The organism is Vibrio sp. Isolate30 (assembly GCF_022397975.1).
Lineage (GTDB): Bacteria > Pseudomonadota > Gammaproteobacteria > Enterobacterales > Vibrionaceae > Vibrio > Vibrio fortis.
In genome coordinates, this window is record NZ_JAKEUS010000001.1 from 773,948 (window position 1) to 798,982 (window position 25,035).

At 46.1% G+C, this 25,035-nt stretch carries 24 protein-coding genes and 1 riboswitch; of the genes, 18 read left to right on the top strand and 6 right to left on the bottom strand.

The features are described 5' to 3' along the window. Positions 1-180: 180 nt before the first annotated feature. Positions 181-570 (bottom strand): MAPEG family protein, encoded by a 390-nt coding sequence (locus L1D60_RS03415; RefSeq protein ID WP_239839746.1) that lies wholly within the window; start codon positions 568-570, stop codon positions 181-183. Between the two features lie 93 nt (positions 571-663). Between L1D60_RS03415 and L1D60_RS03420 the strand changes: the two genes are divergently transcribed. From L1D60_RS03420 to thiM, 7 genes are all read left to right on the top strand, one after another. Further along, positions 664-1,107, top strand: coding sequence for a hypothetical protein (locus L1D60_RS03420; RefSeq protein ID WP_239839747.1), 444 nt, complete (start codon positions 664-666; stop codon positions 1,105-1,107). Positions 1,108-1,258: 151 nt separating this feature from the next. Then, a riboswitch (TPP riboswitch) is annotated at positions 1,259-1,370 on the top strand. 105 nt (positions 1,371-1,475) lie between these two features. Next, entirely contained in the window at positions 1,476-2,336 is an 861-nt protein-coding gene (gene thiD / locus L1D60_RS03425) for a bifunctional hydroxymethylpyrimidine kinase/phosphomethylpyrimidine kinase (protein ID WP_239839748.1), read from the top strand. Continuing rightward, a complete protein-coding gene (locus L1D60_RS03430) occupies positions 2,326-3,108 on the top strand; it encodes an ATP-binding cassette domain-containing protein (RefSeq protein ID WP_239839749.1) in 783 nt (260 codons plus the stop codon). The genes thiD and L1D60_RS03430 overlap by 11 nt, the downstream gene beginning before the upstream one ends. Next, positions 3,101-3,904: an ABC transporter permease gene (locus L1D60_RS03435; RefSeq protein WP_239839750.1), complete on the top strand. Its 804-nt coding sequence runs from the start codon at positions 3,101-3,103 to the stop codon at positions 3,902-3,904. Before L1D60_RS03430 ends, L1D60_RS03435 begins: the two co-directional genes overlap by 8 nt. A gap of 122 nt (positions 3,905-4,026) precedes the next feature. Further along, positions 4,027-4,977 carry an ABC transporter substrate-binding protein gene (locus L1D60_RS03440; protein WP_239839751.1) on the top strand — a complete coding sequence of 317 codons (951 nt, stop codon included), beginning with the start codon at positions 4,027-4,029 and terminating at the stop codon, positions 4,975-4,977. An 8-nt stretch (positions 4,978-4,985) separates the two neighbouring features. After that, positions 4,986-5,672, top strand: coding sequence for a thiaminase II (gene tenA, locus L1D60_RS03445; protein ID WP_239839752.1), 687 nt, complete (start codon positions 4,986-4,988; stop codon positions 5,670-5,672). A gap of 8 nt (positions 5,673-5,680) precedes the next feature. Next, the gene (gene thiM / locus L1D60_RS03450) at positions 5,681-6,469 is read left to right on the top strand and encodes a hydroxyethylthiazole kinase (RefSeq protein ID WP_239839753.1); all 789 of its coding nucleotides are present in this window, start codon (positions 5,681-5,683) and stop codon (positions 6,467-6,469) included. A 114-nt stretch (positions 6,470-6,583) separates the two neighbouring features. On the opposite strand, the gene L1D60_RS03455 is transcribed toward thiM, so the two are convergent. Beyond that, the gene (locus tag L1D60_RS03455; RefSeq protein ID WP_239839754.1) at positions 6,584-8,530 is read right to left on the bottom strand and encodes a methyl-accepting chemotaxis protein; all 1,947 of its coding nucleotides are present in this window, start codon (positions 8,528-8,530) and stop codon (positions 6,584-6,586) included. A gap of 336 nt (positions 8,531-8,866) precedes the next feature. On the opposite strand from L1D60_RS03455, the gene thiE reads away from it, so the two are divergent. After that, complete coding sequence (gene thiE / locus L1D60_RS03460; RefSeq protein WP_239839755.1) at positions 8,867-9,484, top strand: thiamine phosphate synthase; 618 nt, start codon at positions 8,867-8,869, stop codon at positions 9,482-9,484. 92 nt (positions 9,485-9,576) lie between these two features. Here thiE and L1D60_RS03465 read toward each other — a convergent pair whose 3' ends face one another. Next, entirely contained in the window at positions 9,577-9,918 is a 342-nt protein-coding gene (locus L1D60_RS03465) for a thiamine-phosphate diphosphorylase (protein WP_239840443.1), read from the bottom strand. A 381-nt stretch (positions 9,919-10,299) separates the two neighbouring features. Here L1D60_RS03465 and L1D60_RS03470 point away from each other — a divergent pair, with 381 nt between their 5' ends. The 5 genes from L1D60_RS03470 to L1D60_RS03490 all read left to right on the top strand — a co-directional run bounded on the left by L1D60_RS03470 (position 10,300) and on the right by L1D60_RS03490 (position 17,720). Continuing rightward, positions 10,300-10,707 carry a hypothetical protein gene (locus tag L1D60_RS03470; RefSeq protein WP_239839756.1) on the top strand — a complete coding sequence of 136 codons (408 nt, stop codon included), beginning with the start codon at positions 10,300-10,302 and terminating at the stop codon, positions 10,705-10,707. 99 nt (positions 10,708-10,806) lie between these two features. Further along, complete coding sequence (locus tag L1D60_RS03475; protein WP_239839757.1) at positions 10,807-12,261, top strand: TolC family protein; 1,455 nt, start codon at positions 10,807-10,809, stop codon at positions 12,259-12,261. A gap of 9 nt (positions 12,262-12,270) precedes the next feature. Then, positions 12,271-13,983, top strand: a complete 1,713-nt coding sequence (locus L1D60_RS03480) for an efflux RND transporter periplasmic adaptor subunit (RefSeq protein ID WP_239839758.1) — start codon at positions 12,271-12,273, stop codon at positions 13,981-13,983. Between the two features lie 2 nt (positions 13,984-13,985). Continuing rightward, a complete protein-coding gene (locus L1D60_RS03485; protein ID WP_239839759.1) occupies positions 13,986-17,105 on the top strand; it encodes an efflux RND transporter permease subunit in 3,120 nt (1,039 codons plus the stop codon). 72 nt (positions 17,106-17,177) lie between these two features. Next, the gene (locus L1D60_RS03490; protein ID WP_239839760.1) at positions 17,178-17,720 is read left to right on the top strand and encodes a copper-binding protein; all 543 of its coding nucleotides are present in this window, start codon (positions 17,178-17,180) and stop codon (positions 17,718-17,720) included. Between the two features lie 365 nt (positions 17,721-18,085). Here the strand turns inward: L1D60_RS03490 and L1D60_RS03495 are convergent, their stop codons facing one another. Then, positions 18,086-19,087 (bottom strand): AraC family transcriptional regulator, encoded by a 1,002-nt coding sequence (locus tag L1D60_RS03495; protein WP_239839761.1) that lies wholly within the window; start codon positions 19,085-19,087, stop codon positions 18,086-18,088. Between the two features lie 160 nt (positions 19,088-19,247). On the opposite strand from L1D60_RS03495, the gene L1D60_RS03500 reads away from it, so the two are divergent. From L1D60_RS03500 to L1D60_RS03515, 4 genes are read left to right on the top strand one after another with little or no spacing between them, the layout of a single operon-like run. Continuing rightward, positions 19,248-20,369: an HlyD family secretion protein gene (locus tag L1D60_RS03500; RefSeq protein WP_239839762.1), complete on the top strand. Its 1,122-nt coding sequence runs from the start codon at positions 19,248-19,250 to the stop codon at positions 20,367-20,369. Then, a complete protein-coding gene (locus L1D60_RS03505) occupies positions 20,359-21,378 on the top strand; it encodes a DUF2955 domain-containing protein (RefSeq protein ID WP_239839763.1) in 1,020 nt (339 codons plus the stop codon). Before L1D60_RS03500 ends, L1D60_RS03505 begins: the two co-directional genes overlap by 11 nt. A 22-nt stretch (positions 21,379-21,400) precedes the next feature. Then, positions 21,401-22,492, top strand: coding sequence for an AI-2E family transporter (locus L1D60_RS03510; protein ID WP_239839764.1), 1,092 nt, complete (start codon positions 21,401-21,403; stop codon positions 22,490-22,492). Then, the gene (locus L1D60_RS03515) at positions 22,493-23,158 is read left to right on the top strand and encodes a potassium channel family protein (RefSeq protein ID WP_239839765.1); all 666 of its coding nucleotides are present in this window, start codon (positions 22,493-22,495) and stop codon (positions 23,156-23,158) included. Positions 23,159-23,249: 91 nt separating this feature from the next. Here L1D60_RS03515 and L1D60_RS03520 read toward each other — a convergent pair whose 3' ends face one another. Both L1D60_RS03520 and L1D60_RS03525 read right to left on the bottom strand, forming a co-directional pair. Continuing rightward, positions 23,250-23,789, bottom strand: coding sequence for a DUF3332 domain-containing protein (locus L1D60_RS03520; protein WP_345772854.1), 540 nt, complete (start codon positions 23,787-23,789; stop codon positions 23,250-23,252). 223 nt (positions 23,790-24,012) lie between these two features. Next, positions 24,013-24,174 carry a hypothetical protein gene (locus L1D60_RS03525; protein ID WP_239839767.1) on the bottom strand — a complete coding sequence of 54 codons (162 nt, stop codon included), beginning with the start codon at positions 24,172-24,174 and terminating at the stop codon, positions 24,013-24,015. 228 nt (positions 24,175-24,402) lie between these two features. Between L1D60_RS03525 and L1D60_RS03530 the strand changes: the two genes are divergently transcribed. Next, on the top strand, positions 24,403-24,996 hold the full coding sequence (locus tag L1D60_RS03530; RefSeq protein WP_239839768.1) for a hypothetical protein: 594 nt from the start codon (positions 24,403-24,405) through the stop codon (positions 24,994-24,996). Positions 24,997-25,035 lie beyond the last annotated feature (39 nt).

The following is a 25,035-nucleotide window of genomic DNA, read 5'->3' on the forward strand; positions in this document are numbered from 1 at the left end:
CATGAAGATGCAACGTTACGAAAACTAGCCGAAATAAATTAAAAAAGACCTTATATCCGTAACTGTCCGTAGTTATAGGATATAAGGTCTTTTTGTGTCCAGCATGCCTAACACGCGAACGTAGGCTATTTTCGAGCTTATATAGATCGTGATCTTTGAAATCAGTTTGGTGATCTTTGATTAATTAACCAAGCATTGTCCCATAATCAAAAACGAACAGCCTATTGCAACCGCCCAACAGATCGAGCGCATAACCCCAATATTGACCAAATACAAAATGTGGTAAGCCACTCGAAAACCGATATGGAGAATTGCAAACAACTGCACGCTCTCGTTGACAGTGTCAGTTGCTATGGCGAGAAGTATCGCAGGTGAAAATACGATGAGAGACTCAAACGCATTTTGGTGCGCGGCAAGTGCACGAGCTCCAAATCCCTGCAATTTCGCCTGCTGGTCGCGCGGATGATTATTGTCGTAACCACCGAGTCGGTTCATAGCGACAGCAACCGGGATTTTCGCTAGATAGGGAAGCAGAGCTGCGGCGATTAAACAGTAAATTAGCGTATTCAATGGATATCCTAAGATCTATTCGTTGGTCAATTTCCATGATGATATCAGCCAGTGTTATATAATGTTAATTGGTATCGTTTAAAGGAGTAGATTATGAGACCAATTAAGATTATTTCTTTAGTTAGCGTTCTAATGTGTGTTTCTCCAGTCGCCTTTTCGGAAAAACCAGAATGGGCGGGAAAAGGGAAACCAAACTTAGAAGAGATAAAGTCGTCCTCCGACCTTGAAAAGGCTGAGAAGCAAATAGAGGACCGCGATGAAGAACTCGAAGAGTTAATCGAAGAGAAAAAGAAAAAAGCTAAGAAAGTTAAAAATAAAAAAGATAAGAAAAAGCTAGAGAATGAGATAGAAGATTTAGAGGTTGAACAAGAGGAAGTTGAAGACCTAAAAGAGAAACTAAAAGATAAGAAATCTGGGCTCGACAAACAAAAAGAGAAGAAAGCAGAGCAAGTTCGCAAAGAGGAAGGCAAAGGCTCAGAGCAAGGCCAAGCCAAAAGAGAAGAGAACAGCCAAAAATGGTGGAAGTTCTGGGAATAGACACACACATAGACTTAATGAGTAAAACTAACGCTCCAAGATATTATCGCCAAAGCTGATGGTTTTATGCCCGAAAACGCTTTCGTTCACGCTTTGGTAAATAATAATCTGCAAAATTATTACCTCCCTCGTGATAGTGCTGTTAGTATGGCTGCAATAGTCGGGGGGCAACTACATCGTTTTGTATTTGCTGAGATCGAATTTCGAGACCCGTTGAACCTGATTCAGTTAGTACTGGCGTAGGGAACTATTGACACTAAAACCTATGCGGTACTTCGATTCGTTATGTCTATTTTTGCGATCTCTAGTGCCTATTCTTCTCAGTTTTAGTGCGGTTCTCCTGCGTCTTTTCGATGGTAGGAGCGACCATGACCCAGCATTCCAGCACAAAAATCGACACTCAATCTATTCCTTCAGACACACCTATTGTATTAACCATTGCGGGTTCAGACAGTGGCGGCGGCGCAGGTATTCAAGCTGATATTAAAGCGATGTCTGCAACAGGCAGCTTTGCTTGTTCAGTGATCACTGCGATCACGTCTCAGAACACTCAGGGCGTTTCTGCTATTTTCCCCATTCCTCTCGATCATGTCTCTAGCCAGCTTGATGCTGTTTTCAGTGATCTTAACGTTGCTGCAGTGAAAGTTGGGATGTTGGCCGATTCAAGCATCATCAAGGTGGTCGCGGATAAGGTTAAGCAGTTCCAACCGAAGCATCTGGTTATTGACCCAGTAATGGTAGCGACCAGTGGCGATCTACTGCTTGAGCAGTCAGCGATCAGCACTTTGAAAGAAGAGCTGATTCCACTTGCTGACATCATCACCCCAAATTTGCCGGAGGGTGCGGCACTGACAGGAAAACCTGTTCCTGAAAGCGAAGCTGACATGCAAAACATGGTTGAAGAGCTTCGAACATTAGGCGCGAAAGCGGTGTTGTTGAAAGGTGGGCATTTAGAGCAAGACGAAAACAGCAATGACCTACTGATTCTGCCTACAAGAACAACCCTCATCAGTGCAAAACGATTCCCAACCAAGAACACACACGGTACTGGCTGTACGCTCTCTTCGGCTATCGCGTCTTACCTTGCTCAAGGTAATGACCTTACTCAAGCCGTTGAGTTAGGTAAGCGCTATATCTCTGAGGCGATCGCGCATGCCGATCAATTGGACGTAGGTCAAGGTCACGGTCCAGTGAATCATTTTTACGCAGGCCATGCGGATGTGCGATAAGCCTCTTGGCGTTGAGTTGACCAACGCCAGCATTCGCTACCTCGATAACGAACGATCGACACTGCAAGGTCTTAACTTGTCGGTTGCGGCAGCGCAGTGGACGGTATTGCTTGGACGAAGCGGTTGCGGAAAAACCACAATTCTTCGTTATCTAGCTGGTTTACTGAGTCACAATATCGAGTGGCAGGGTGGGTTATACACCAGTGACGGTGAGCCATTGGAAGGTCGAATCGCGTATATGGCACAACAAGACCTTTTGTTGCCTTGGTTGTCGGTGATTGACAACGTTTGTCTTAGTCAACGCTTCTCAGGCAAAGGTTGGCGAGATATGGAGAGCATTTCACAAAGCAGTGAACAGATTCAGCAGCGCGCAATGTCGTTGCTTGAATCCGTTGGGCTTGCTGAATACGCCCACGCTATGCCGCAACAATTGTCTGGTGGTATGCGTCAGCGAGTGGCATTGGCGCGTACGCTGATGCAAGACAAACCGATCGTGTTGATGGATGAACCGTTTTCAGCGTTAGATGCGGTCACAAGACACAAACTGCAAACGTTAGCAGCTCATCTGCTGCAAGATAAGACCGTTGTCTTGATTACTCATGATCCACAAGAGGCGGTTCGACTCGCTCATCATCTTTATGTGCTGCAGGGAACACCTGCTTCAGCTCAAGCGTTGAAAGTGCCGACAACACTGCCACCTAGAATCATCGACGGCCAATGTGCCAGCATTCAGCAACAGATCTTGGAGCAGTTGGAGCAAGACTATGAATAGTTCTGAAACGCTAACCGAGCCGCAATCCTCTTCAGCTCACAACACAAAAACCTTAAGCCCATTGCTGCGTGTGGTGATCAGTACGTTAATCATACTCGGCCTGTGGCAACTGGTGGTTGTGGCGTTTGAAATGCCGAGCTTTATTCTGCCAGCGCCTGTGGAAGTGTTTAACAAGCTAATTGAACGCTATGACGTATTGCTCAAGCACACGTGGGTAACTGCACAAGAGATCCTACTTGGGCTTCTACTTGGCCTTTCAATGGGGCTGTTCTTTGCATTGCAAATGCTGCTGTTTGAGCCTTTAAAGCGTTGGTTGTTACCGATATTGATTGCCAGCCAAGCCGTGCCTGTGTTTGCTATCGCTCCGGTCTTGATGCTGTGGCTTGGTTACGGCATTGCTTCCAAGGTGGTGATGGCGGCGATCATCATCTTTTTCCCCGTGACGACTTGTTGCTACGACGGTTTGCGTAATACGCCTCGGGGTTACCTCGACTTAGCTCAAACGATGGGGGCGATTAAGTGGCAACGGCTTCGCCATATCCAACTGCCGGCTGCATTGCCGACCTTGGCGTCGGGTGTACGTGTGGCGGTGGTGATTGCACCTATCGGCGCGGTAGTCGGCGAGTGGGTCGGTTCGAGTGAAGGGCTTGGGTATCTAATGCTGCAAGCTAATGCACGAATGATCATTGATGAAATGTTCGCTGCGCTGTTTATCTTGGCTGTGCTCTCTATCTCTCTTTACTTCATCACTGACAAGTTACTGAAAAAGGCGATCCCTTGGGAGAACCAGCACTAAATATCAATCGAGCTAAAAGGCTAAACCAGTTTAAAAACGGCGAGGGTAGATAGGTGTAACGCTGACACTCTGCTCGCCAACACACTATAAAAATCGAGAAAGTTCAAAAGGAAAGGTTAACTGTGAAAAACACAAAATTGATGGGTGCGGCAGCACTGATTGCTTCATTGGTTTCTGGCCATGTTATGGCGGATGAGACAAAAGTCACACTGATGCTTGATTGGTTTGTAAACCCGAACCACGGCCCAATCGTGATTGCTCATGAGCGTGGTTACTTTGAAGAGCAAGGCTTAGAAGTTGAAATTCAAGAGCCAGCGGACCCAAGCACACCCGCTAAGCTTGTGGCCGCAGGGCGTGTTGATCTTGCTGTGACTTATCAGCCGAGCCTGACGATGGATGTGGCTGCGGGACTGCCGTTAGTGAGAGCATCTACGCTTATCGCGACACCATTGAACACGCTAATGGTTTTAGATAACGGCAAGAACGATTCGTTAGCTGATCTAAAAGGCAAGAAGATCGGTATCGCTATCGCAGGCAATGAAGAAGCGACGATCGGCACGATGTTAGCGCAAGAAAATGTTGCCTTTACTGACGTTCAAACCATCAATGTGGGTTGGGCACTCTCTTCATCTCTGGCTTCTGGCAAAGTAGATGCGATTTGGGGCGGTCTACGTAACTTTGAAACAAACCAGTTAGCACTTGAAGGTTACAAAGCAAAAGCCTTCTTCCCAGAAGAGCATGGTGTGCCAGCTTACGATGAGCTAATTTTTGTTGCGAATGCTAACAAACGTGATGAAGCGGCGATCAAAGCATTCAACAAAGCGCTTGAACAAGCGACGACCTACATTGTGAACCACCCAACTGAATCTTGGAAAGAGTTTGTAGCTTACTCACCAGACACACTAAACAACGAGCTTAACCAGCGTGCATGGAACGATACTCTCACTCGCTTCGCTCTTCGTCCATCCGCGGTTGACCTGAAACGCTACGATGATTACGCACAATTCATGTACGACAAAGGCATCATCAAATCACTGCCAAAAGCGGCTGACTACGTACCGACGTTCGAATAAGGAACATCATGAAATATCAAGATTTAATTGAGGCATGTCAGCAAGATTGGCAGGACTATACCGAGCATGAGTTTGTTCAAAGACTGGCACAAGGTAGTTTGCCTCAGCCTTGTTTTCTCCATTACTTGAAGCAAGATTTTCTGTTTCTAAAGCAGTATGCCCGTGCTTATGCGCTAGCTATTTACAAAGCGAACACATTGGCCGACATGCGTCGTGCTCTACCAAGTGTGCATGCGCTTTTAGATTCTGAGATTGGGCATCACGTGACTTACTGTGAAAAGTGGGGATTAACTGAATCTGACCTTGAGAATGAACCTGAAGATTTTGGCACCGTTGCGTATACGCGTTATGTACTCGATGCAGGTATGACTGGGGATCTGGTTGATCTCTACGCAGCGCTTGCACCGTGCTCTATCGGTTACGCGGTGATTGGTAAAGCTTTGTTGGAAGATTCAAAGACAGTGTTAGAGGGTAACCCTTACCGCAGCTGGATAGAATTGTACGGCGGTGAAGAGTTTCAAACCGGTGTCGCAGCGGGAGCGGAGTATTTCGACCAGTTGCTTGCTGAAATTGATATCAACAGCCAGCGTGGTCAAAAGCTGATCCACATTTTTAAAACTGCAACACGCATGGAAGTGGCGTTTTGGCAGCAAGGGCTGGATGCCAACAACTTAACGTTTCCAACGTCTAACTAGAGGTTTTTATGCTTATTGAACAGATCACGCGCTCGTTGCAAGCGTTACGAGAACAGAAGCCATTGGTCGTAAATGTGACCAACTATGTGGTAATGAACAACAGCGCAAATGCATTGTTGGCTTTAGGTGCTTCTCCGATCATGGCGCACTCAAAGCAAGAGATGGCAGAGATGATGTCTTTTGCTGGCGCACTGGTGATCAATATCGGCACGTTAGACAGCACTTGGACGCCACGTATGGAGTTTGCCGTAGAACAAGCGAATGCCAATGGCAAAACGGTTGTTCTGGATCCTGTAGGGTGCGGCGCAAGTCTGCTGCGAACTGAAACATCGCGCCGTATTGCACAATTAGCAGATAGCTTGATCATCCGTGCTAACGCCTCTGAGGTCATCGCATTGGCAGGTGAGCAAGCGCAAAGCAAAGGTGTTGATGCCTTAGACAGCAGCGAAGCGGCTCTGGGGGCTGCCAAGTTCCTCGTATCTGAATATAACGCTAGTGTGGTGATTTCTGGCGAGACTGATTATGTAGTGACTGCAGAATCAGTAACCCAGCTCAATAATGGCCACGCCATGATGCCTTTTGTGACGGGCATGGGTTGTACCCTATCTGCATTAACGGGGGCGTTTGCCGCGGTTGGTGATAAGAGCGGTTTGGCGGCAGCAGCGGTATTGGGGGTCGCTGGTGAAATTGCGGCTGAGCAGGCTCAAGGTCCGGGTAGTTTGCAGCTCAATATTCTTGATGCTCTATATCAACTAGATGAAGAGACACTAGCAGCCCGCCTAAAGTTAACGGCTTAGTTGGCTGATTGGAAGAACTCTGAAATCTAAAAACAATAACCCCGAGTTTTATCAACTCGGGGTTATTTTAATTGGTGGTAAATGACCTGTCGTAGTTAGGGCTCAAATTGAGCACTAGGCACTTCTGAATCGGTCAACTTGGCTCTTAAGGTGATGTGCTACCTCGGTTAAGTCGCTTGCTGCTTCTGAAATCTTAGCGACAGATTCTTGGTTGCTTTGGGCAATGGTATTGGCACCTTGGGCGTTATCACCTAGCGAGCGGGTTAGGCTATCTTGCTCATCGACTGATATTGCGATCTGGCTGTTGGCTTGGTTCAAATCTTGAATGTGTTGATTGATGACATGCAAGTTTTGAGACGCTTGCTGAGCCTGAGTCGATGCCTGAGATACCGTACCATGACTCTCCTTAATCGATTCTAGAGCGTCTTTAGCACCGCGCTGCAGTGAGGTAATTAGATCATTAATTTGGCTTGCTGACTCTTGAGTGCGTTGCGCTAGGGTACGAACTTCATCAGCAACCACGGCAAAGCCTCGACCTTGCTCGCCAGCTCGCGCTGCTTCTATCGCTGCATTGAGAGCAAGTAGATTAGTTTGCTCGGTAACACCTTGAATTACTTCCAGAATTGCACCAATGTTCATCGACTCTGCATGCAGGTCGCTTACTTTTTGGCTGCTGAGTTGCATCTGTTCGTCGGCTTGGCCAATCTCTTGTAAGGTCTTATCTACTTCGGTTAAACCCATAGCAACGTTAGAGGTAGCATGGCTCGCAACCTCAGACGCATGGTTAGCGCTAGACGCGATCTCTGAAGTGCTTGATGCAAGTTGGTTAACGGCGGAAGAGATATTGATGATCTCATCGTTGAGTCGTGCTGCGTTATTAGAGCCTGTTGTCGTCACACTATCGAGCGATTCTGACATTTCGCCAATGCGCAGGCTAGAAGCGTTCACTTGCTGAACGATATCGCGCAGAGACTCAATGGTAGTTTTCATGTTTTCGAGCAACTGGCCTATTTCGTTTTGGTCAGTGACTTTGACGTCAACGCTCAGGTTGCCTTGTGCCAGTTCATTGGTGATCTCTTTAACCTGTGCAATACCCTTGTTGATTGAACGCGTTACGAAAATCGCACTTGTTGTGCCGACTAATAGAGCAATACCAGTAAGTAACACTATGATTTGAATAGAGCGTTCCTCACTGAGTGCTAGCTCTGGGATAAGCGCGTTCTTTTGTTGTTCTAAGATGGACTGTGCATCGAGTACCACAATCGCAAGCGTATCACCTAGGCTAGTTAACTGAATTTGAAGCTGCGCGTTTTCCAACTTTTGCTGGTGCACTTGGTCAAATCCTGCAGCATAGGCTTCTCGCTGAGCGGTAAAACTGTCGATTAACTCTGCTTGGTAGTCGGACGATTCTAGAGAGCGAATGTCACCTTCAATGCCGGGTAGGGCGTACTCAAATAGATCTTGGCCTGTTTCGTAGGTTTTTGGGTTACCGTCGTTGGAGTAGCTTAAGACTGCGATTTTCGCCGCTAAGAAGTTCTCCATTAACATACCTGCGTATAGGCTCGCGTTAGAGTCATCGTTGTTATAAGACTCGTAAAGTAAGCTCTGAGCTGCTTTAAGCGCGTTCTCTTCTCTTTTTACCATCTCAACCGTGACGAGTTGGTGGATCAATTGCTGGCTTTGGCTCATTAATTGATACGCTTGGTCGAATGCAGTAATGCTTTGCTGCACTTGAGACAGTCGCTCTAAGCTGTCGACATGTTGAGTTTCACTAAGTAGAGATTGTAGCTGCTGATCGATCTCACTTTTATTGGCGAGGTAAGCTTGCTGGTATTGATCATCAAGCGTTGCAAGGTATCGCTCAGACGTGAGGCGCATCTGTAAAAAGTGGGTTTCAATATTGCTGGATTCTGCTGCTTGTCCACTCAATAGACTGTAATCTTTGAATCCGTTAGACAGGGTTTGGATCCCTTGAAAGCTAACAAAGCCCGAGATGATGAAAAAGAGTAAGCAGATCGCATAACCCAGTTTCACTCTTAAAGAGATAGATAGTTGACGCATATACATCCTTATAATCCGCGTTTCACTGTATTCTTGCCCGTAAGTACTCGCAGAGTATTTCACATTTACTATGTAAGAGCATGCAAAATGTAACATTTTTGTGTCACTTGTAGGCGTTTTGTTGTGTTTGGATGTTGCTGTCAGAGTTTTTGAGATGTTTTATGTGTGTCTAGTGACATATTGTCAGGCGTGTGGCGGTAGAGAGCGGACTATGATCTGGCAGCAAACATTTAAAGACGAGTATTTGATGTCTCTAGCGCACTCAAACGGTAAACTAGATGTTCAACAACAAAGCACCGCAATAAACGGTTTGTGCGTTTAAAGGATACCAAATCAATGAGCAACCCATACAAACTCTACCTTGTTACCGATGACCAACAAGACTTAGCCACTCTAGAACATGTGGTAGAGCAAGCCGTCGCGGGTGGCGTGACCATGGTTCAAGTAAGAGAAAAGCATGGTGACGTAAGAGCCTTCATTGAACGTGCACAGAGAGTCAAAGCTATTTTGAAAGGTACAGGTGTCCCTTTGATCATTAATGACCGAGTTGACGTGGCATTGGCGGTGGATGCAGATGGACTTCACTTGGGGCAATCGGATATGCCAGCGACGATTGCGCGCCAATTGATAGGTGAAAATAAGATACTTGGATTATCGATTGAGAATGAACAGCAGCTGGAAGAATCCAATCACCTGCCGATCGATTACATAGGCCTGAGTGCGATTTTTGCAACGCCAACCAAAACCAACACTAAAAAGCACTGGGGTGTGGAAGGACTAAAGAAGGCACTTGAAACAACCAGGTTGCCAATTGTCGGTATTGGTGGAATCAATGAAAACAATATTCCAGAGTTGATGGCGACGGGCGTTCATGGGCTAGCATTAGTGTCTGCGATTTGTCACGCGGATGACCCAAAGGCTTCATCTGAGCATCTACTTTCGTTAATGCGCTAATTCGAGGTCAATTGACTAGAAAACAACGCTTCAACAAGAGCAACCTGTTTTCTAGTCATATCTTAGTGAGATCTGAATTAGCTCAACTCAGCTTATTGAACGCAGAGAGCAATGGTGCCAACAATCATAAGAGCGATAGCAACGTACCAACCGATTTGTGTCTTGTTGTCCGCAACGAATATCTTGATGTAATTCACTTCTTCATGAGCCATTGCGATAAAGTCGGTGTAGTTAATCGACAATTCGCGACGTGTCTCACGTAGTTCATTTTGAAGCTTGTTGAAAGCCTCATCCATAAACCCTTTCATTTCACTTGCTGCTGGCTTACCCATTAGCAGAGTGTCCCAAATTGCCATGCGTGAAGCGTACTCACTATCACTAACACAGTTCAGTACACGCAAGTCATACTCGCGCTTGTCACGCTCTTTCCCCATTTTTAGTGGGCAAATATTCTTTAAAACGTTCACAAATAATTCCAAAGGTTCATTCAGGTAGAAACGAGCTCCAAAATGGGCTCATAAACTGGGGTGAATCGAAATTCAAAAATTGACCTGAGCAATGAACATGATTGACGTAACGCATTTAAGTATCTGAAGATTCCTTAACCAATCAGACGCCTTGCATAGTAATTTTGAGACCCAATCACATCAACTAGGGTGTTTTGTCTAGACGACAAAGATAATTGTTAGAAAAATTGGTAGTTTGTGTGTTTGGTGAGCGATCAATCAATATTCGGACTATATTTGTCATTATAAGGATTGACCTTCCCCTTGGGGTAACCTTTATAGTAATACTTCACGTTATATGGATTGGTTATGACATACTCACTTAAGACATTCTGGATTACGATCTTCAGCATCCTTGCGATGTTGTTGTCGACGGGTGTTTCTAGTGCGTCAACCATAGAAATGCAGATGATGGATAAAGAGACCATGGCTTGCCCGCATGCAAGTATGATGACTCCTGAAATCGCTGCAATGTGTTCGGTCTCGGACGCTCATCAATCCATGCACGACATGACTCAACATGAGCCTGGTCATTGTTCACATGGGGGTGATGGCTTTGCCAATTGTTGTGTCTCTATCTGCCTGAGTTGGTCCTATCCGCTCCAGTCAATGACTACCTTATCCACTTTTGCTTACTCGCTTGCTCCCTATCATGACGTGATCATCGGTAGCAAGGTTGCGCGTATTCAATTTATTCTTAGACCGCCTTCCGCTTAATTCACTATTCCACAATTTCATTACCTATCGGTCCGTTGTAACGACTGTCCCTAGGTGCGATCTATGCGTTTTTTAACGCCATAAAATGGATTTATTCTTGTGAATATTGAATCAAGATGGTTGGTGCTACCGATTTGCATCAGCTTATTGGCGATGCCTGCATTTGCTTTCGCGGCATCGTCGAATACGATGGTGACTTCGATCAGTGCGAGTCATTTAAATAATGGCAGCGACAATGAATCTCAACGAGTGTATGAGCGTGAGCTTTCACTGCTCATTGAGCAAGCACTGCTACGTGATAGCGGTCGCCAGCAGATCATTGCCCAATCTCAAGCTACTCGTCACGCGGGCATCGCGTCGGCGACGTTGAGCGATCCCAAACTTAAAGTGGGTTTTGGCGGTTTGCCCGTTGATAGCTTTAAGTTTGATGAAGACCCAATGACCAACATTTCTGTTGGATTGATGCAGCAGTTCGAGCGTGGTTCGACGTTAGACTTGAAAGAGCGTCAATCAAGTCAACAGGCTGATGGCATCCAATTTCAAGTTGCCGCTAGAGAAAGAGAAATCACTAATACCATCACCACTCTGTGGCTAGAGCTTGGTTATCAACAAACAGCGCGTGCAACCTTGTTGGAAAGTCGTCGATTGATGGCAGAGCTAGAGCGATTCATCGAGACCAATTACGGAATCGGTAACAGTGAAGCGCAAGATCTTCTTAATGCTCAGCTTAACGTGGTGAAGTTTGATGAAAAACTGCAAGCCAACCAACAGCAGCAACGCCGTATCATTGCACAGCTATCCGAATGGTTGGGTGATGAATGGTTGAATGCTTCTTTGGCTTCAAGCCAAACGCCTGCCAAAGAGTCGTCAACTAAGACTATTCAAGCCAATAACGCGTTGGGTTGGCAAGATCTAGAGACGCGGTTAACGCCTTACACGGGTAATTCTCAATTCTACCCATTGTTGCAATCGCATCCTATGGTGCGTGCGGCGGATAGCGCTATCACCGTTAACGAAACTCAAGTAGAGATCGCAGAGCAAGCTTACCTACCTCAGTTCGGTGTCGAGGTGATGTACGCCTATCGCCAAGCCAATAACATGCAAGGAAATCCTGCCTCTGATCTTGTAAGTGCGTACGTGACCATGGATATCCCACTGTTCACAGGTAATCGTCAAGACAAAGGTGTAGAAGCGGCCCAATATCAAGTGGGTTCAGCACGCGCTCAGAAAGAGACGATATTGAGCCAAATGAACGCCAAAGTAAACGCGCTTTTGGTAGATAGAGATAATCTGTCTCAGCGTATTGAGCGTTATCAAACAAGCTTTATTCCTCAAGCCGATGCCACCACACAGGCGGTCGAGCGTGGCTATCAAAATAATACCGCGCAGTTTAACGATGTGATCACTGCCATGACCAATGCGCTCAATATTCAGTTAGAACAACAGAGACTGATCACGGATCTCAACATCGTCAATAGCCAGTTAGCGGCGCTTGTGGGTGGGTCATACCACCAGCCTTCACAATCACAAAAGACAACGTCTCAGGCGCAATAAGGAATCTTCATGAAATCATTTAAAGTCGCAAGCATTGCACTAGTCGTTGGCGCTGCAATCGGTGTTGGTGCGAGTCAGTTTTTCTCAATGAACCACGCTGCAATGAGCAGTGAATCATCTACCAGTGGTGCAGATGAACCGCTCTATTGGGTGGCACCTATGGATCCGAACTATCAACGCGATCAACCGGGTAAATCACCGATGGGCATGGACTTAGTCCCAGTTTACGCCGATGACTTAGCAGGCAAGAAAGACAAGCCGGGTACGGTAACTATTGATCCTGCGGTTGAAAATAACCTTGGGGTGAAAAGTGAAACGGTGAAATTAGAGCCTCTGACCCCAAAGATCGAGACCGTTGGATACGTTGCGTTTGATGAGAGCCGTTTATGGCAGACCAATGTCCGTGTTTCTGGTTGGGTTCAAGAGTTATTTATTAATGCCGTGGGTGAGAAGGTATCAAAGGGGGAAGTGTTATTCACGCTCTATTCTCCTGAGCTAGTAAAGGCACAAGAAGAGCTGCTCAGTGCTTATAAAACCGGTCGAAAAGGGATGATTGGAGGTGCGAAAGAGCGATTGCTTTCACTCGGTGTTGATAAGTTGCAAATCAATCACATCGTGAAACGGGGTAAGGCCTCACAAACTATTGAAGTAAAAGCGCCTGCCGATGGTGTTATTGCGACCTTGAACATCCGAGAAGGGGGATACCTTTCCCCAGCCCAAGCGGTGATCAGTGCCGGCCCACTCGATGAAGTCTGGGTGGATGCCGAAGTATTTGAGCGCCAAGCGCATTGGATCTCTCAAGGTACAGCAGCTTCGATGACGCTAGATGCTGTACCGGGCGGTGAGTGGAGTGGTCGTGTGGATTACGTCTACCCAATTCTCGACCCTACAACACGTACTTTACGTGTACGCCTCAAGTTTCCAAATCTAGATGGTGAGCTAAAACCAAACATGTTCTCAAACATCACTCTTAAGCCTGAAAGCGAAGATGATGTGTTAACGGTAGCGCGCTCTTCTGTGATCCACTCAGGAGGCATGACGCGAGTGGTGCTTTCTGAAGGCGACGGAAAATATCGTTCTCATCGTATCCGAGTGGGTCGTGAAGCAGGTGATCGTGTTGAAGTGCTAGAAGGGCTAGAGCCGGGTATTGATGTGGTTACGTCTGCTCACTTCATGATTGATTCAGAATCGAGTCAAACAGCGGATCTGTCCCGTATCTCTTCAGTTAATGATGAACCAGACCAAATGGTTAGCTCTGTTTGGGCGAAGGGTACGATCACTAACTTGATGGTTGGACATCGCATGGCAACGATAGAACACCAACCTGTTCCTGAGTGGGATTGGCCGGGCATGGTGATGGACTTTACCTTCTCTGAAGACGTCGATTTATCGGGACTAGCGAACGGTCAAGCGATCGACTTTGAGATGGAGAAGACAGAATCAGGCCAATACCAAGTGACGGATGTGAGTCAGAGTGATGAAGTAATGGCGACAGAGGTTTGGGTTGAAGGCGATATCACGATGTTGATGGCAGACTTTGGGATGATCACGGTGAACCATCAAGCCGTTGATGAGTGGCAGTGGCAAGCGGGAGAGATGAACTTCACCACAAGCGACGACATTCCACTTGGCGATTATCAAGAGGGACAGAAAGTACGTTTTCTAGTGGTGAAATCGGGCACAGATTATGTATTGAAGCAAATTGAGTCGGCTGAGGATTAGTGATGATAAATGCAATTATTCGCTGGTCGATTAGCAATCGATTTTTGGTACTCGTCGCCACTATCGCGTTGACTTTGGGGGGGCTCTACAGTGTTAAGAACACACCTGTTGATGCGATTCCTGATCTCTCTGATGTACAGGTTATCATCAAAACTAGCTATCCGGGTCAAGCGCCTCAGGTAGTGGAAGATCAAGTAACCTACCCATTAACCACGGCAATGCTTGCGGTACCCGGCGCTGAAACGGTGAGAGGCTACTCGTTTTTTGGTGATTCTTACGTTTATATCATCTTCAATGACGATACTGACATGTATTGGGCGCGTTCAAGGGTGTTGGAATACCTGAGCCAAGTTGCGCCTAAGTTACCAGCCAGTGCCAAGCCAACACTTGGTCCAGATGCGACTGGTGTGGGTTGGATATATAGCTATGTTTTGCAAGATAAAACGGGTCAACACGATTTAGCTGAGCTGCGCAGCTTACAAGATTGGTTTTTGAAGTATGAACTTCAAACTGTGAATGGTGTGTCTGAAGTGGCGACCGTTGGCGGCATGGTGAAGCAGTATCAAGTGCAGATCGACCCTGCCAAATTGCGTGCTTACGACCTGACATTAAAGCAGGTGAATAGCGCTATTCAGAGCGGAAACCAAGAAACAGGCGCTTCAGTGATTGAGGTAGCAGAAGCGGAACACATGGTGCGTACATCGGGTTATCTAACGGGGATTGAAGACCTAAAAGCCTTGCCTTTAAAGGTGACGGCGAAAGGGACCCCTTTGCTGTTAGGTGACATTGCAGACGTTAACCTTGGTCCACAAATGCGCCGAGGCATTTCAGAGCTAAATGGGGAAGGTGAGGCTGTTGGCGGCGTCATTGTGATGCGTTTTGGCGAGAATGCCAGTGAGGTGATCTCTGAGGTAAAAGTTAAGCTGGAAGAGCTGCAACGAAGCCTGCCGGATGGTGTCGAGATTGTTGCAACCTATGACCGTTCAACTCTGATCGATTCTGCGGTTGAAAACCTTTGGCAGAAGCTTGCCGAAGAGTTCTTAGTGGTCGCGATTGTGTGTGCCTTGTTCTTGTTCCACATTCGCTCATCGTTAGTGATCGCGCTAAGTCTCCCGGTGGGTATCTTGTCGGCATTCATCGTGATGCACTGGCAGGGTATTAACGCAAACATCATGTCGCTTGGCGGCATCGCGATTGCAATAGGCGCTATGGTGGATGGTGCGATCGTGATGATTGAAAACGTGCATAAACATATCGAACGCACGCCACTTAATGACAACAATCGTTGGCAGGTGATCGGCAAAGCTGCGGAAGAGGTGGGTGCACCGCTGTTCTTCTCATTACTGATCATTACATTGAGTTTTGTGCCGGTGTTCGCCTTAGAAGGTCAAGAGGGCAAGATGTTCTCGCCTCTTGCGTTTACTAAAACCTACGCGATGGCAGCATCTGCTGGTTTGGCAATCACATTAGTCCCTGTGCTTATGGGTTACTTCATTCGCGGTAAGGTACTTCCTGAACATAAGAACCCGATCAATAAGGGTTTGGTTGGCTTGTATCGTCCGCTTCTGAATCTAAGCCTACGCTTCCCTAAAACGATTATCGTTGTGGCAGTTGCTTTGATGGCATCAGCGTATTACCCAACCAGCAAACTTGGTAGTGAGTTTATTCCTCCGCTCGATGAAGGGGATTTGATGTACATGCCAACGACCTATCCAGGGATCTCGATAGGTAAAGCGCGTGAGCTACTCCAGCAAACCAATAAGCTTATTAAAACCATTCCTGAAGTGGAAACGGTGTGGGGCAAGATAGGTCGTGCTGAGACAGCGACGGATCCGGCACCACTAACCATGATTGAGACGGTTATTCAGTTTAAGCCTAAAGATACATGGCGTGACGGCGTCACCTCTGAGTCTTTGCGTGATGAACTCAACAGTCTGATTCAGTTCCCCGGTTTAACCAATGCTTGGGTTATGCCAATCAAAACCCGAATTGACATGTTGGCTACAGGTATCAAGACACCGATCGGGATCAAGATTGCCGGCCCAGACCTTAAGGTGATTGAGAAAATCGGCGCGGATATAGAGCCGATCTTAAACGAATTGCCGGGAACAGCTTCAGTGTATGCGGAGCGTGTAGCGGGTGGTCGTTATGTGACCATCGATATTGATCGTCGTTCGGCTGCGCGATACGGCTTAAGTATTGCTGAGATCCAACAGGTTATTTCAACTGCTGTTGGCGGGATGAACGTTGGTGAAACCGTCGAGGGGCTTGAGCGCTACCCAATCAATGTGCGTTATCCACAAGCCTATCGTGATTCAGTGATTAAGTTGCAGAACCTACCTCTGATCACCGCGAATGGAGCGCGTATTGCTTTAGCCGATGTCGCCGATGTGCGCTACGAGGACGGCCCTCCAATGATCAAAACAGAAAACGCACGACCAAATGGGTGGGTGTTTGTTGATATTGAAGGACAAGACTTGGGGACTTATGTCGATAACGCTAAACGTGCGGTCGCAGAGCAACTAGAGCTTCCAGCTGGGTATTCACTGGCATGGTCTGGTCAGTATGAATACATGGAGCGAGCAAAAGAGCGCTTGAGCATTGTGGTGCCGATTACCATTGCCATCATCATGCTACTGCTTTACCTAAGCTTCCGCCGCGTTGGAGAGGTGATGGTGATTATGCTGACTCTGCCATTGGCGATGGTGGGGGGCGTTTGGTTGATGCACTACCTTGGCTATAACTTCTCAATAGCGGTAGGGGTTGGCTTTATCGCGTTAGCGGGGGTTGCCGTTGAGATTGGCGTGATCATGCTGGTTTACCTAAACCAAGCTTGGAACTTTAGAAAGCAAGATCATGAAACGACCCATACGCCATTACAACACCAAGACCTCTTGGATGCGATTCGTGAAGGGGCTGGGTTGCGAGTGCGCCCCGTGATGATGACAGTACTGACAGTCATTATCGGTTTGATTCCAATTATGTATGGCGAAGGAACAGGCTCAGAGGTGATGCAAAGAATTGCAGCTCCTATGATTGGTGGCATGGCATCGGCCTTACTGCTGACCTTACTGGTTATCCCAGCCATTTTCGTGCTTTGGAAACAACGAGAAATTAAGTAACTCTTTATTAAACGACTGAATTTAAATGGCCCAGTTATGTTCACCTGGGCCTTACTGAGACTAGGAATTATTATGAAAAAGACAATTATCGCTTTGGGCTTAGCTCTGTTTACAACTTCTGCTCTTGCTCAGATGGACCATTCTAAAATGGATCACGGCAAGATGGACCATGGCAGTATGAATCATGGTGAGATGGATCATTCAAATATGGATCACTCCAACATGATGGGAATGCAACGTACCTCAAGTGTCGGTATGCCGGCCAATGGTGCTAAACCCGATAAGGTGATTCACGTTATTCTTAGCGACGATAAAACCATCACCTTCAAGAAAGCTGTTGATATAGAGTCAAATGACGTAGTGCAGTTTGTTGTGATGAATACGGGAGAGCAACCTCATGAGTTCTCAATTGGCAGTAAGGAAGAGCTGCAAAGTCATCGCAAAATGATGTCAGCAATGGCTGGCATGGAGCACGATACCAAGAACTCGATCGTCGTTGAGCCAAAGAAAGCCCGTCAGTTTATGTGGCACTTCCACGGTGATAGTGACGTCGAGTTTGCTTGTAACTTCAAGGGTCACGCTGAAGCTGGGATGACAAAAACGATCAAGCTTTAACTTGATTCGAGTAGAACGTTACTCGATGTTAAATGGATTGGGTCGCGTAATAGCGGCCCTTTCTTTTGTTTATTTGTATATGGGGCAGGGACAATCGAAAGTCATGTCTAAATAAACGGATGGCATAAAATGGTAAGTAAGTAGTTTGGTATCCGGCAATATGGATTCCAGACGACTTTTTAATTACAACTGAGGGCCATCCATGATCATTCATTTCCGAATTCAAGATGTTGAAGAGCTTGCTGGATCCATCGACCTAGCAAGTTATTTGCAACTCGCGTTGAGAGAGGTTTCTACTCGCCCCTTAAAGCTCTGATTGAAGTGATACTTCGCTTATGGTGCTTTCCAGTATCACGCTATCCATTCTATTGAGAGGATGAGATCGAGCGCTGATAGATTTTAGGTGTGAGTCCAGAGACACGTTTAAAGGCTCTCGAAAAATGCGAAATATTGGTGTAGCCAAGCTGACTTGAAATGTAGGTGAGAGAGTGGCCTTGCTCCATCAATTCACAGGCTACCGAGTACATTAGATTCTCTTTGATCTTGCGAAAAGAGGTGTTCTCTTGCTTAAGTTTTCGTTGGAAGGTACGCACTGAAAAGTTGAGTAACTGTGCGGCGTCTTCGATCGAAAGATCTTGTTCTTTCATATACGGCTTGAGCAGCTCGTAAACACTGTCAGTAAAGCTGGTATGCCACTCAACCAGAGCGGGTTTTGGGCTTAAATCCTTACTAGTGAGTTGAATGGGCAGTTGTAAAATATCATTTGGGATCAGCACTGCCGTCTGCCCTTGCTCAACAAATAGCTGACAATGGCTGGTGGTTATGGTGCTAACCACGTCGCTCTCATGGCCCTGAAGCCGAATCTTCATAGGTTGCCAAGGGCGGTTTGAAAGTATGCTGATGAGTTCAATAATGTAAATGATGGCAAACGCTTCTCCCCATTGGAAACGCGGGGAATCCTCATCAAGTACTCGCCTGCAAAACCACACTTGGCCGTGTTCTTCAACCAGTGTTATCTGACTTCCCGGTGAGTCGCTAGAGAAGATTTTACTGATGTTCTGTAGTGCATCTCCGACAGTTTTGTAATCAACAAACTGATGCAAGACATGTGGGATGATGCGACGTCGAAAGGCTAAACCAAGTAGGTCGGTAAATTTAGAGACGCCCAGTTGAACCGAAGTGAGGTAGATAAGGCGTTTTATCGATTCAGAGGGCACAAAATCGCTGTCGGACTGAATCAAATCTGGTGGCAGTCCCGACTCCTCTAGTAGTTGGTGTAAATCTAAGCCGTGTTCAGAGAACATTTGCACCAGAATCTTTGCATAATTCGTTTGAATCACAGGAACTTGGTAACTCGAATCTACCATAACGAAACAATCCTTTGCGTCCAGATGCATTAATTAGACGTACTTATCAATTACAGAATGCTACTTGATAAATCTAACTCTAGTGTCTTGAGTTTTCCACGACAAGGATTATTTTTAAAGTACTAATTTTATTAATGTTACCTAGTTAAACGGGAGTGCTATGTCTGAAGCCAACGAACCAGAGGCGTCTTCAAACGACGAGCCAGTTAATCAACCAAACAAGAAAGATAAAGTAAGGAAGGTCACTAACTATTTATTGACCTTTGTGGCTGTGACGCTGGTGTTTAGCATCGTGTCTGACCGACTCATTCCTATCACCGATAATGCGCGTGTTAAAGGTTACATCGTCCCTATCAAACCCGAAGTATCGGGGAAAGTATTGGATATTCGCGTTCAGCCCAATCAATTAGTTGAGCAAGGTGATGTATTGGCTGTTTTGGATGACTCAGATTATCGAATCGCCGTGGCACAAGCTGAACAAAATCTAGAGATAGCGGGACAGAATGTAGGGGCGCAAACGGCTAACATCGCTTCAGCACAAGCGAGGTTAACCTCAGCAATCGTCGAAAGACAGAACACCGATCTACAAGCCAAGCGTGTGTTAGCGATGGCGGACAAAGGTGTAGTGTCTAAATCGGATGCAGATCAAGCAAGGGCGGCCTTGGCGACATCAAGAGCCGCAGTGGTGAATGCTGAAGCCGATTTAGAACGTGCTAAACAACAAATGGGTAAAGAGGGCAAAGAGAACAGCCAAGTGAAAGCTGCTCTGTTGGCGTTAGAGCAAGCACAACTTAACCTAGAGCGCACCGTGATAACCGCACCGACTCAAGGTGGGGTTTCCAACTTCAGTCTTTCTGAGGGATTTTATGCCTCTTCAGGACAACCGATTATGACTTTTGTTTCGACGCAGGATATTTGGGTTGAAGCTTACTACCGAGAGAACAGCTTAGGTAATGTCGCGGTAGGTGATGAAGTAGAAATCGCCCTCGACTTTGCACCGGGTAAAGTCGTCTCAGGGCGAGTCAGCAGTATCGACTGGGGTGTCGATTGGGGACAAAACGATCAGGCGGGCAAGCTTGCTCAAGCTAATCAACAAACAGGATGGTTGCGTCAAACCCAAATGCTGCCAATTACTATTGAGTTCGAGCGTGACGAAGTATCAGGCATGCTGAGAGTTGGCGGCCAAGCAGATGTGATTGTCTATAGTGGGGATAACTTTATCTTCAATTCGATCGGCAAGCTTTGGATTCGATTGATTAGCGTGCTTTCCTATGTTCGATAACGTCATCATAGATGAACAAGCTCAGCGACGGATTCTACGCTTTACAGTAGGCGTGATTCTTGCGGTTTTTCTGGCCGCATGGATCAACTGGCCACTTGCGTTTGTCGCTCCGGTGTTTACCGCTAAGTTTCTTATTGATAAACCAGATCTACACAAAGAGACGGTGTATGAGTTGCTGCTCGCTCTTCTCGCCACCATGGCCTTGGGGTTAGTGCTTTCTCGGGGGATAACACATTATCCGATCCCATTGCTGGTGTTAGTCGGCTTGGTGATGCTGTGGGGTTACTACTTATTTGTAGACCCCAAATGGAACCTGTTTGCGACGGTTTTATTGATCGCTGTGTTGATGCTGCCGTTCATGGCAATTGATAACCCAGGCGTGTCAGTGATGCTTGCTTCTGGACTAGCGACATCTGGGGTGGTTGCTGTAGCCATTTTTGCTTTGGTGCATATCTATATTCCCGAGCCTAAATCCGACTTTTCTGGCTTTGCTCCCGCGCCGTTGGACAGGAAGCAACGTTGGTATGCGGCATTTAGAGCCATGTTCATCTCGTATCCCGTCGTCTGTTTCTTTTTTATTTTTCAAATTTCAGAAGCATTGTTGACTATGATGTTTATTGCACTTCTCTCTTTGATGATCACGGCTGAAAAATCCGTCAAACTCAGCGCTTTTTTGGTGATCAGTAATGGGATAGGAGGGCTTCTGGCCATCGTTGCGTTCTCTATTTTAGCGATTGTGCCCAACATTGTTTTTTACTCGCTGTTTATTGGGCTGGTGGCGATTTTTATGGCGACAAAAATCTATACCGTGCCAGATAAAGCGCCCGTTTTTGCGACGGCATTCAGCACCTTGTTGGTGTTGATAGGCAGCACTTTGATGAGTTCTGGGGATATCGATAGCAACACTCTGACACGCATTGTTCAATTGGTATTAATTGGTGTTTACATGATTTTGGCTTCGCTGTTTCTTGAAACACGGAATTGGAAGTTCCTACAAAATCAGCCGTAATTTTTATTAACAAGGATGTCTAATGAAGTTAACTGAAGATTTTTCGAAACAAGCGATTGATGCAGCGATAAAGATCGCAGCGGTAGCAATACTTGTCTATTGGTGTTTCTCGATTCTAAAGCCGTTTGTGCTATTGGTGATATGGGGTGCAATCATTGCTACAGCTCTGTATCCCGTGGCTGTGGTGATTTCCAACAAAACGGGCATGTCGAAGGGGAAGGCGAGTGGCCTATTGAGCTTTATTGGTGTTCTGTTACTGCTAATTCCTCTCATTGCACTGTCGTCGGGCATCTATACCAGTGCTGCAGATTTGGTATCTGGATTGCAAGACGGTACTTTGTCTGTCCCTAAACCTAAATCATCCCTGCAAGATATCCCTTTTGTTGGCGAGAAGATCTACAGCGCTATGGTGTACGCTTCTACAAACATTGAAGGAGCATTTGTAAAGTATGCCGAGGAGATCAAGCAATTTGCGGCTAAAGCAGCCTCGATTCTTGGGTCTTTGGGTGGTGGTTTTGTGCAGTTTATTATCTCAACCATCATCGCTGGCGTTTTCATGAATAACGCTGAGAAATGTCAGATAGGTCTGACTCATTTGGTTGCACGATTAACGGATGGTCGCGGTGAAGAGTTAGTTAAGCTATCCAAAGTGACAGTAAGAAGTGTTGTTCAGGGGGTGATTGGGGTGGCTGTTATCCAATCGGTACTCTCTGCTATTGGTTTAGTTATTGCGGGTGTGCCTGCAGCGGCATTCTGGGCACTAGCTGTGCTTCTGGTCGCCATTATTCAATTGCCTCCAATTCTGGCTTTGCTGCCTGCGATTATCTACATGTTTAGCGTCGAGTCGACCATGGCGGCTGGTCTTTTCTTGGTTTGGTGTCTGCTCGTGAGCGGCAGTGATGCATTCCTTAAACCGGTTCTATTGAGTCGTGGTTCTCACATTCCGATGTTGGTGATTTTGCTCGGCGCTTTAGGTGGTATGGCGATGTCTGGCATCGTCGGTTTGTTTGTTGGTGCTGTGGTATTGAGTTTGACTTATGAGTTACTGATAGTTTGGCTCAACTTAGATCAAGAAACCCCAAAGGATAAAGAAGAACAACAAGAGGCGAACTAGATGAAGTCAGTTTCTAAGGACGATAACTTTTACTTTTTGTTCTTCGCTTTGTTGGTACTGTTTTTTGGTTGTGCCGTAATGCAGCAGTTTTATCCCCAAGGGCAAAAGACCATCTTGTTTCTGATTATCATCACCTTAGCGGTTTCTATCGCCGGGATTCATCAAGAGCGAGCACTGTATCGCTCTTGGTATGGTCTGCTTTTGTTAACGGCCGGGGTGTCGGGCATATTTTCATTTTTTGAAGACTACAATCTTTCAATTGTTACGCTATTAGCACTGGCTGCGTTTCTGTTCTCCCATATCTATTCTGCACTTAAACAGGTAATGCAGGCGTCGAATGTCACCAAAAATCACATTATCGGTTCAATCTGTATATATCTACTGATTGGTTTGGCGTGGGCAACAATCTATCTGTTGATCTTGGAGATCTTACCCAATGCGTTTAATGGGCTAGAAGATCGAGAATGGTTAAGTAATCTGTTTAATGCGATGTACTTTAGCTTTATTACGCTAACGACAGTAGGGTATGGGGATATTTCTCCAGTGCTTCCTGTTGCTCAGTTCTTTGTATTTATGGAATCGATTATTGGTAGCTTCTACTTGGCTATCATGGTGGCAAGTTTAGTGAGCATTCGATTGAATCAAGGGCAGGATAATCAGAGTTAGTTAGAAAGGCGACAATTCCTTCTCTTAACATAGTAAAAAGGCCGTTGAGAGCACCTTCGCTCTCAGCGGCCTTCATGTTTTTGAAACTAAGTTATGCCTTACCGTTGTTTAATGCTTCTAGCTCACTGATGGTTGTTTGGGAAACTAATTCGCCATTCATGTAGTAGCTCACGTCTTGACCTTCTTTGATGCCGGTAAGGGTCGCGCTTTCACCTGTGTTGTAGACGATGTCCATTTGAATGGTGTTTTCATCAATCTGAATCATTTCGCCTGTTTCAATCGTGCGATTGTTAGACAGCGGCGCAACAGGCGCCTCTTTTAGGCTTGGATCCAATTCGTCATTCATTTTGAAATGGGTATCTGTTTTGGTATCAAAGACGTGTGGTGCACCACTGATAGGGTTTTTACCCGTCCAGAATTCAAGAGAGTTGAACACCACGTAGTCGGCAGCAGTAGTGATACCGTAGACTGGAGCAAGTAAGAAGTTCACTCCCGCACGAGCGTAGCGGTTATCTACGACTTCTACGTTGAATTTCATCACTTTCCCTGTGACAGCATTGCTGCCGACACACCCCGTTAGCGCAGAAGCTAAAATAGTGAGTCCTACAATCTTTAGTGCCATCTTTTTCATCTTAGTACCTGTATTTTTTGATAAGTCTGTTTCGTTGGAACAGGTGTAGTATCGGCGATTTGTTTTGATGAGTTTTACCATTTAACGCCACTGGTTGGATAAACTTTCATCGCTTTAGGTTCTACGAGATTGTTAACCTGAATAGTGAAAAACGAAAAAGCGCTACCCTTCATCAGGTAGCGCTTTAGGAAATATCTGGTTGAGACGCTCGACGCGTTTAAGTCTATTTCATGACATATCGATAAGCCTTAATGGCGATCCAACGGAAACATTTGAATAAAGTGGCGCAGGCTTTGATAACAAACTGGGCTGTAGATGCGAGTAGCTCACCCGCAACGACAACGCATTTATGTAGGTCGGATTCTTTGTAGTCTGAGTATGTCATGGTGTTCTCTTATTTAGTTGGGAGACTCCTGTCTGCGATACAACCCTTGTGTATGTAATGTACAGATTTTAGCGGTTCAGGATTTACCATTTAATGCCATGAGTGCTTATTATCTCGTCACTTAAAGAGATATTTGGACTCATAAGGCGGACTCGATCCAAAAACAAAAGTGATTGATGTTATGCTCGACAGTCCGTTGAGAGTTAGAAGAGATTAAAAGGACAGAGAATGAGTAACCTTACACCTGAGCAAGAGGCGGCTTTGGCGACATTTAAAGAGAACCTGCATTTACCAAATGGTGGTTTTCACACTTTGATCACCGAGCTAGGTAAGGAGTACCAACTTCCTTTTCAAAAAGTCCGTTCTGTCGTTAAGCAAGCGCAAAAGAACGTTGAGCGTCGCATTAAGTCTGATTTTGAGACAATTGACGCTGATGCACTTATTCAAGCGAACTGGATTGCTGCAATTAGAGCAGAGCTCGAAGAGCTAGCTAAAGAGACAGAGTCTGTTATGGACAAGCTCAAGGCCAACCCAAAGTACTTAAATGTCAGTGCAGCGATTGAAGGTGTTATTTCAACCGAAGACGAACGTGATGAGTGGATCGAGCAGCTGATTCAAGTCTACGAAAAAGAAGTGCTCAAGCCGCTACTGGCGATGCTGCGTACGACTAAGTTGTATTGGACGCTAATGCTGGTGGACGAAACCTGTAAGATGACACCAGAGCAGCGCGAGAAGTTTGCGGATTACCCACAGCATATGGAAGCGGCTGAACACCTTTACGAGCTAGATAAAAAGCTTAGAGCGAAAGCCCTGACGGAATAGAGCTCTGGCCATAAATGTCTTTCCGTTCATGGCATTGAA

Bases quoted from the DNA above. Each gene is read 5' to 3' on its own strand.
- L1D60_RS03420 (WP_239839747.1), top strand. From the start codon at position 664: ATGAGACCAATTAAGATTATTTCTTTAGTTAGCGTTCTAATGTGTGTT.
- thiD (WP_239839748.1), top strand. From the start codon at position 1,476: ATGACCCAGCATTCCAGCACAAAAATCGACACTCAATCTATTCCTTCA.
- L1D60_RS03430 (WP_239839749.1), top strand. From the start codon at position 2,326: ATGTGCGATAAGCCTCTTGGCGTTGAGTTGACCAACGCCAGCATTCGC.
- L1D60_RS03435 (WP_239839750.1), top strand. From the start codon at position 3,101: ATGAATAGTTCTGAAACGCTAACCGAGCCGCAATCCTCTTCAGCTCAC.
- tenA (WP_239839752.1), top strand. From the start codon at position 4,986: ATGAAATATCAAGATTTAATTGAGGCATGTCAGCAAGATTGGCAGGAC.
- thiM (WP_239839753.1), top strand. From the start codon at position 5,681: ATGCTTATTGAACAGATCACGCGCTCGTTGCAAGCGTTACGAGAACAG.
- L1D60_RS03455 (WP_239839754.1), bottom strand. From the start codon at position 8,530: ATGCGTCAACTATCTATCTCTTTAAGAGTGAAACTGGGTTATGCGATC.
- thiE (WP_239839755.1), top strand. From the start codon at position 8,867: ATGAGCAACCCATACAAACTCTACCTTGTTACCGATGACCAACAAGAC.
- L1D60_RS03465 (WP_239840443.1), bottom strand. From the start codon at position 9,918: ATGGGGAAAGAGCGTGACAAGCGCGAGTATGACTTGCGTGTACTGAAC.
- L1D60_RS03470 (WP_239839756.1), top strand. From the start codon at position 10,300: ATGACATACTCACTTAAGACATTCTGGATTACGATCTTCAGCATCCTT.
- L1D60_RS03480 (WP_239839758.1), top strand. From the start codon at position 12,271: ATGAAATCATTTAAAGTCGCAAGCATTGCACTAGTCGTTGGCGCTGCA.
- L1D60_RS03485 (WP_239839759.1), top strand. From the start codon at position 13,986: ATGATAAATGCAATTATTCGCTGGTCGATTAGCAATCGATTTTTGGTA.
- L1D60_RS03490 (WP_239839760.1), top strand. From the start codon at position 17,178: ATGAAAAAGACAATTATCGCTTTGGGCTTAGCTCTGTTTACAACTTCT.
- L1D60_RS03495 (WP_239839761.1), bottom strand. From the start codon at position 19,087: ATGGTAGATTCGAGTTACCAAGTTCCTGTGATTCAAACGAATTATGCA.
- L1D60_RS03500 (WP_239839762.1), top strand. From the start codon at position 19,248: ATGTCTGAAGCCAACGAACCAGAGGCGTCTTCAAACGACGAGCCAGTT.
- L1D60_RS03505 (WP_239839763.1), top strand. From the start codon at position 20,359: ATGTTCGATAACGTCATCATAGATGAACAAGCTCAGCGACGGATTCTA.
- L1D60_RS03510 (WP_239839764.1), top strand. From the start codon at position 21,401: ATGAAGTTAACTGAAGATTTTTCGAAACAAGCGATTGATGCAGCGATA.
- L1D60_RS03515 (WP_239839765.1), top strand. From the start codon at position 22,493: ATGAAGTCAGTTTCTAAGGACGATAACTTTTACTTTTTGTTCTTCGCT.
- L1D60_RS03520 (WP_345772854.1), bottom strand. From the start codon at position 23,789: ATGAAAAAGATGGCACTAAAGATTGTAGGACTCACTATTTTAGCTTCT.
- L1D60_RS03525 (WP_239839767.1), bottom strand. From the start codon at position 24,174: ATGACATACTCAGACTACAAAGAATCCGACCTACATAAATGCGTTGTC.
- L1D60_RS03530 (WP_239839768.1), top strand. From the start codon at position 24,403: ATGAGTAACCTTACACCTGAGCAAGAGGCGGCTTTGGCGACATTTAAA.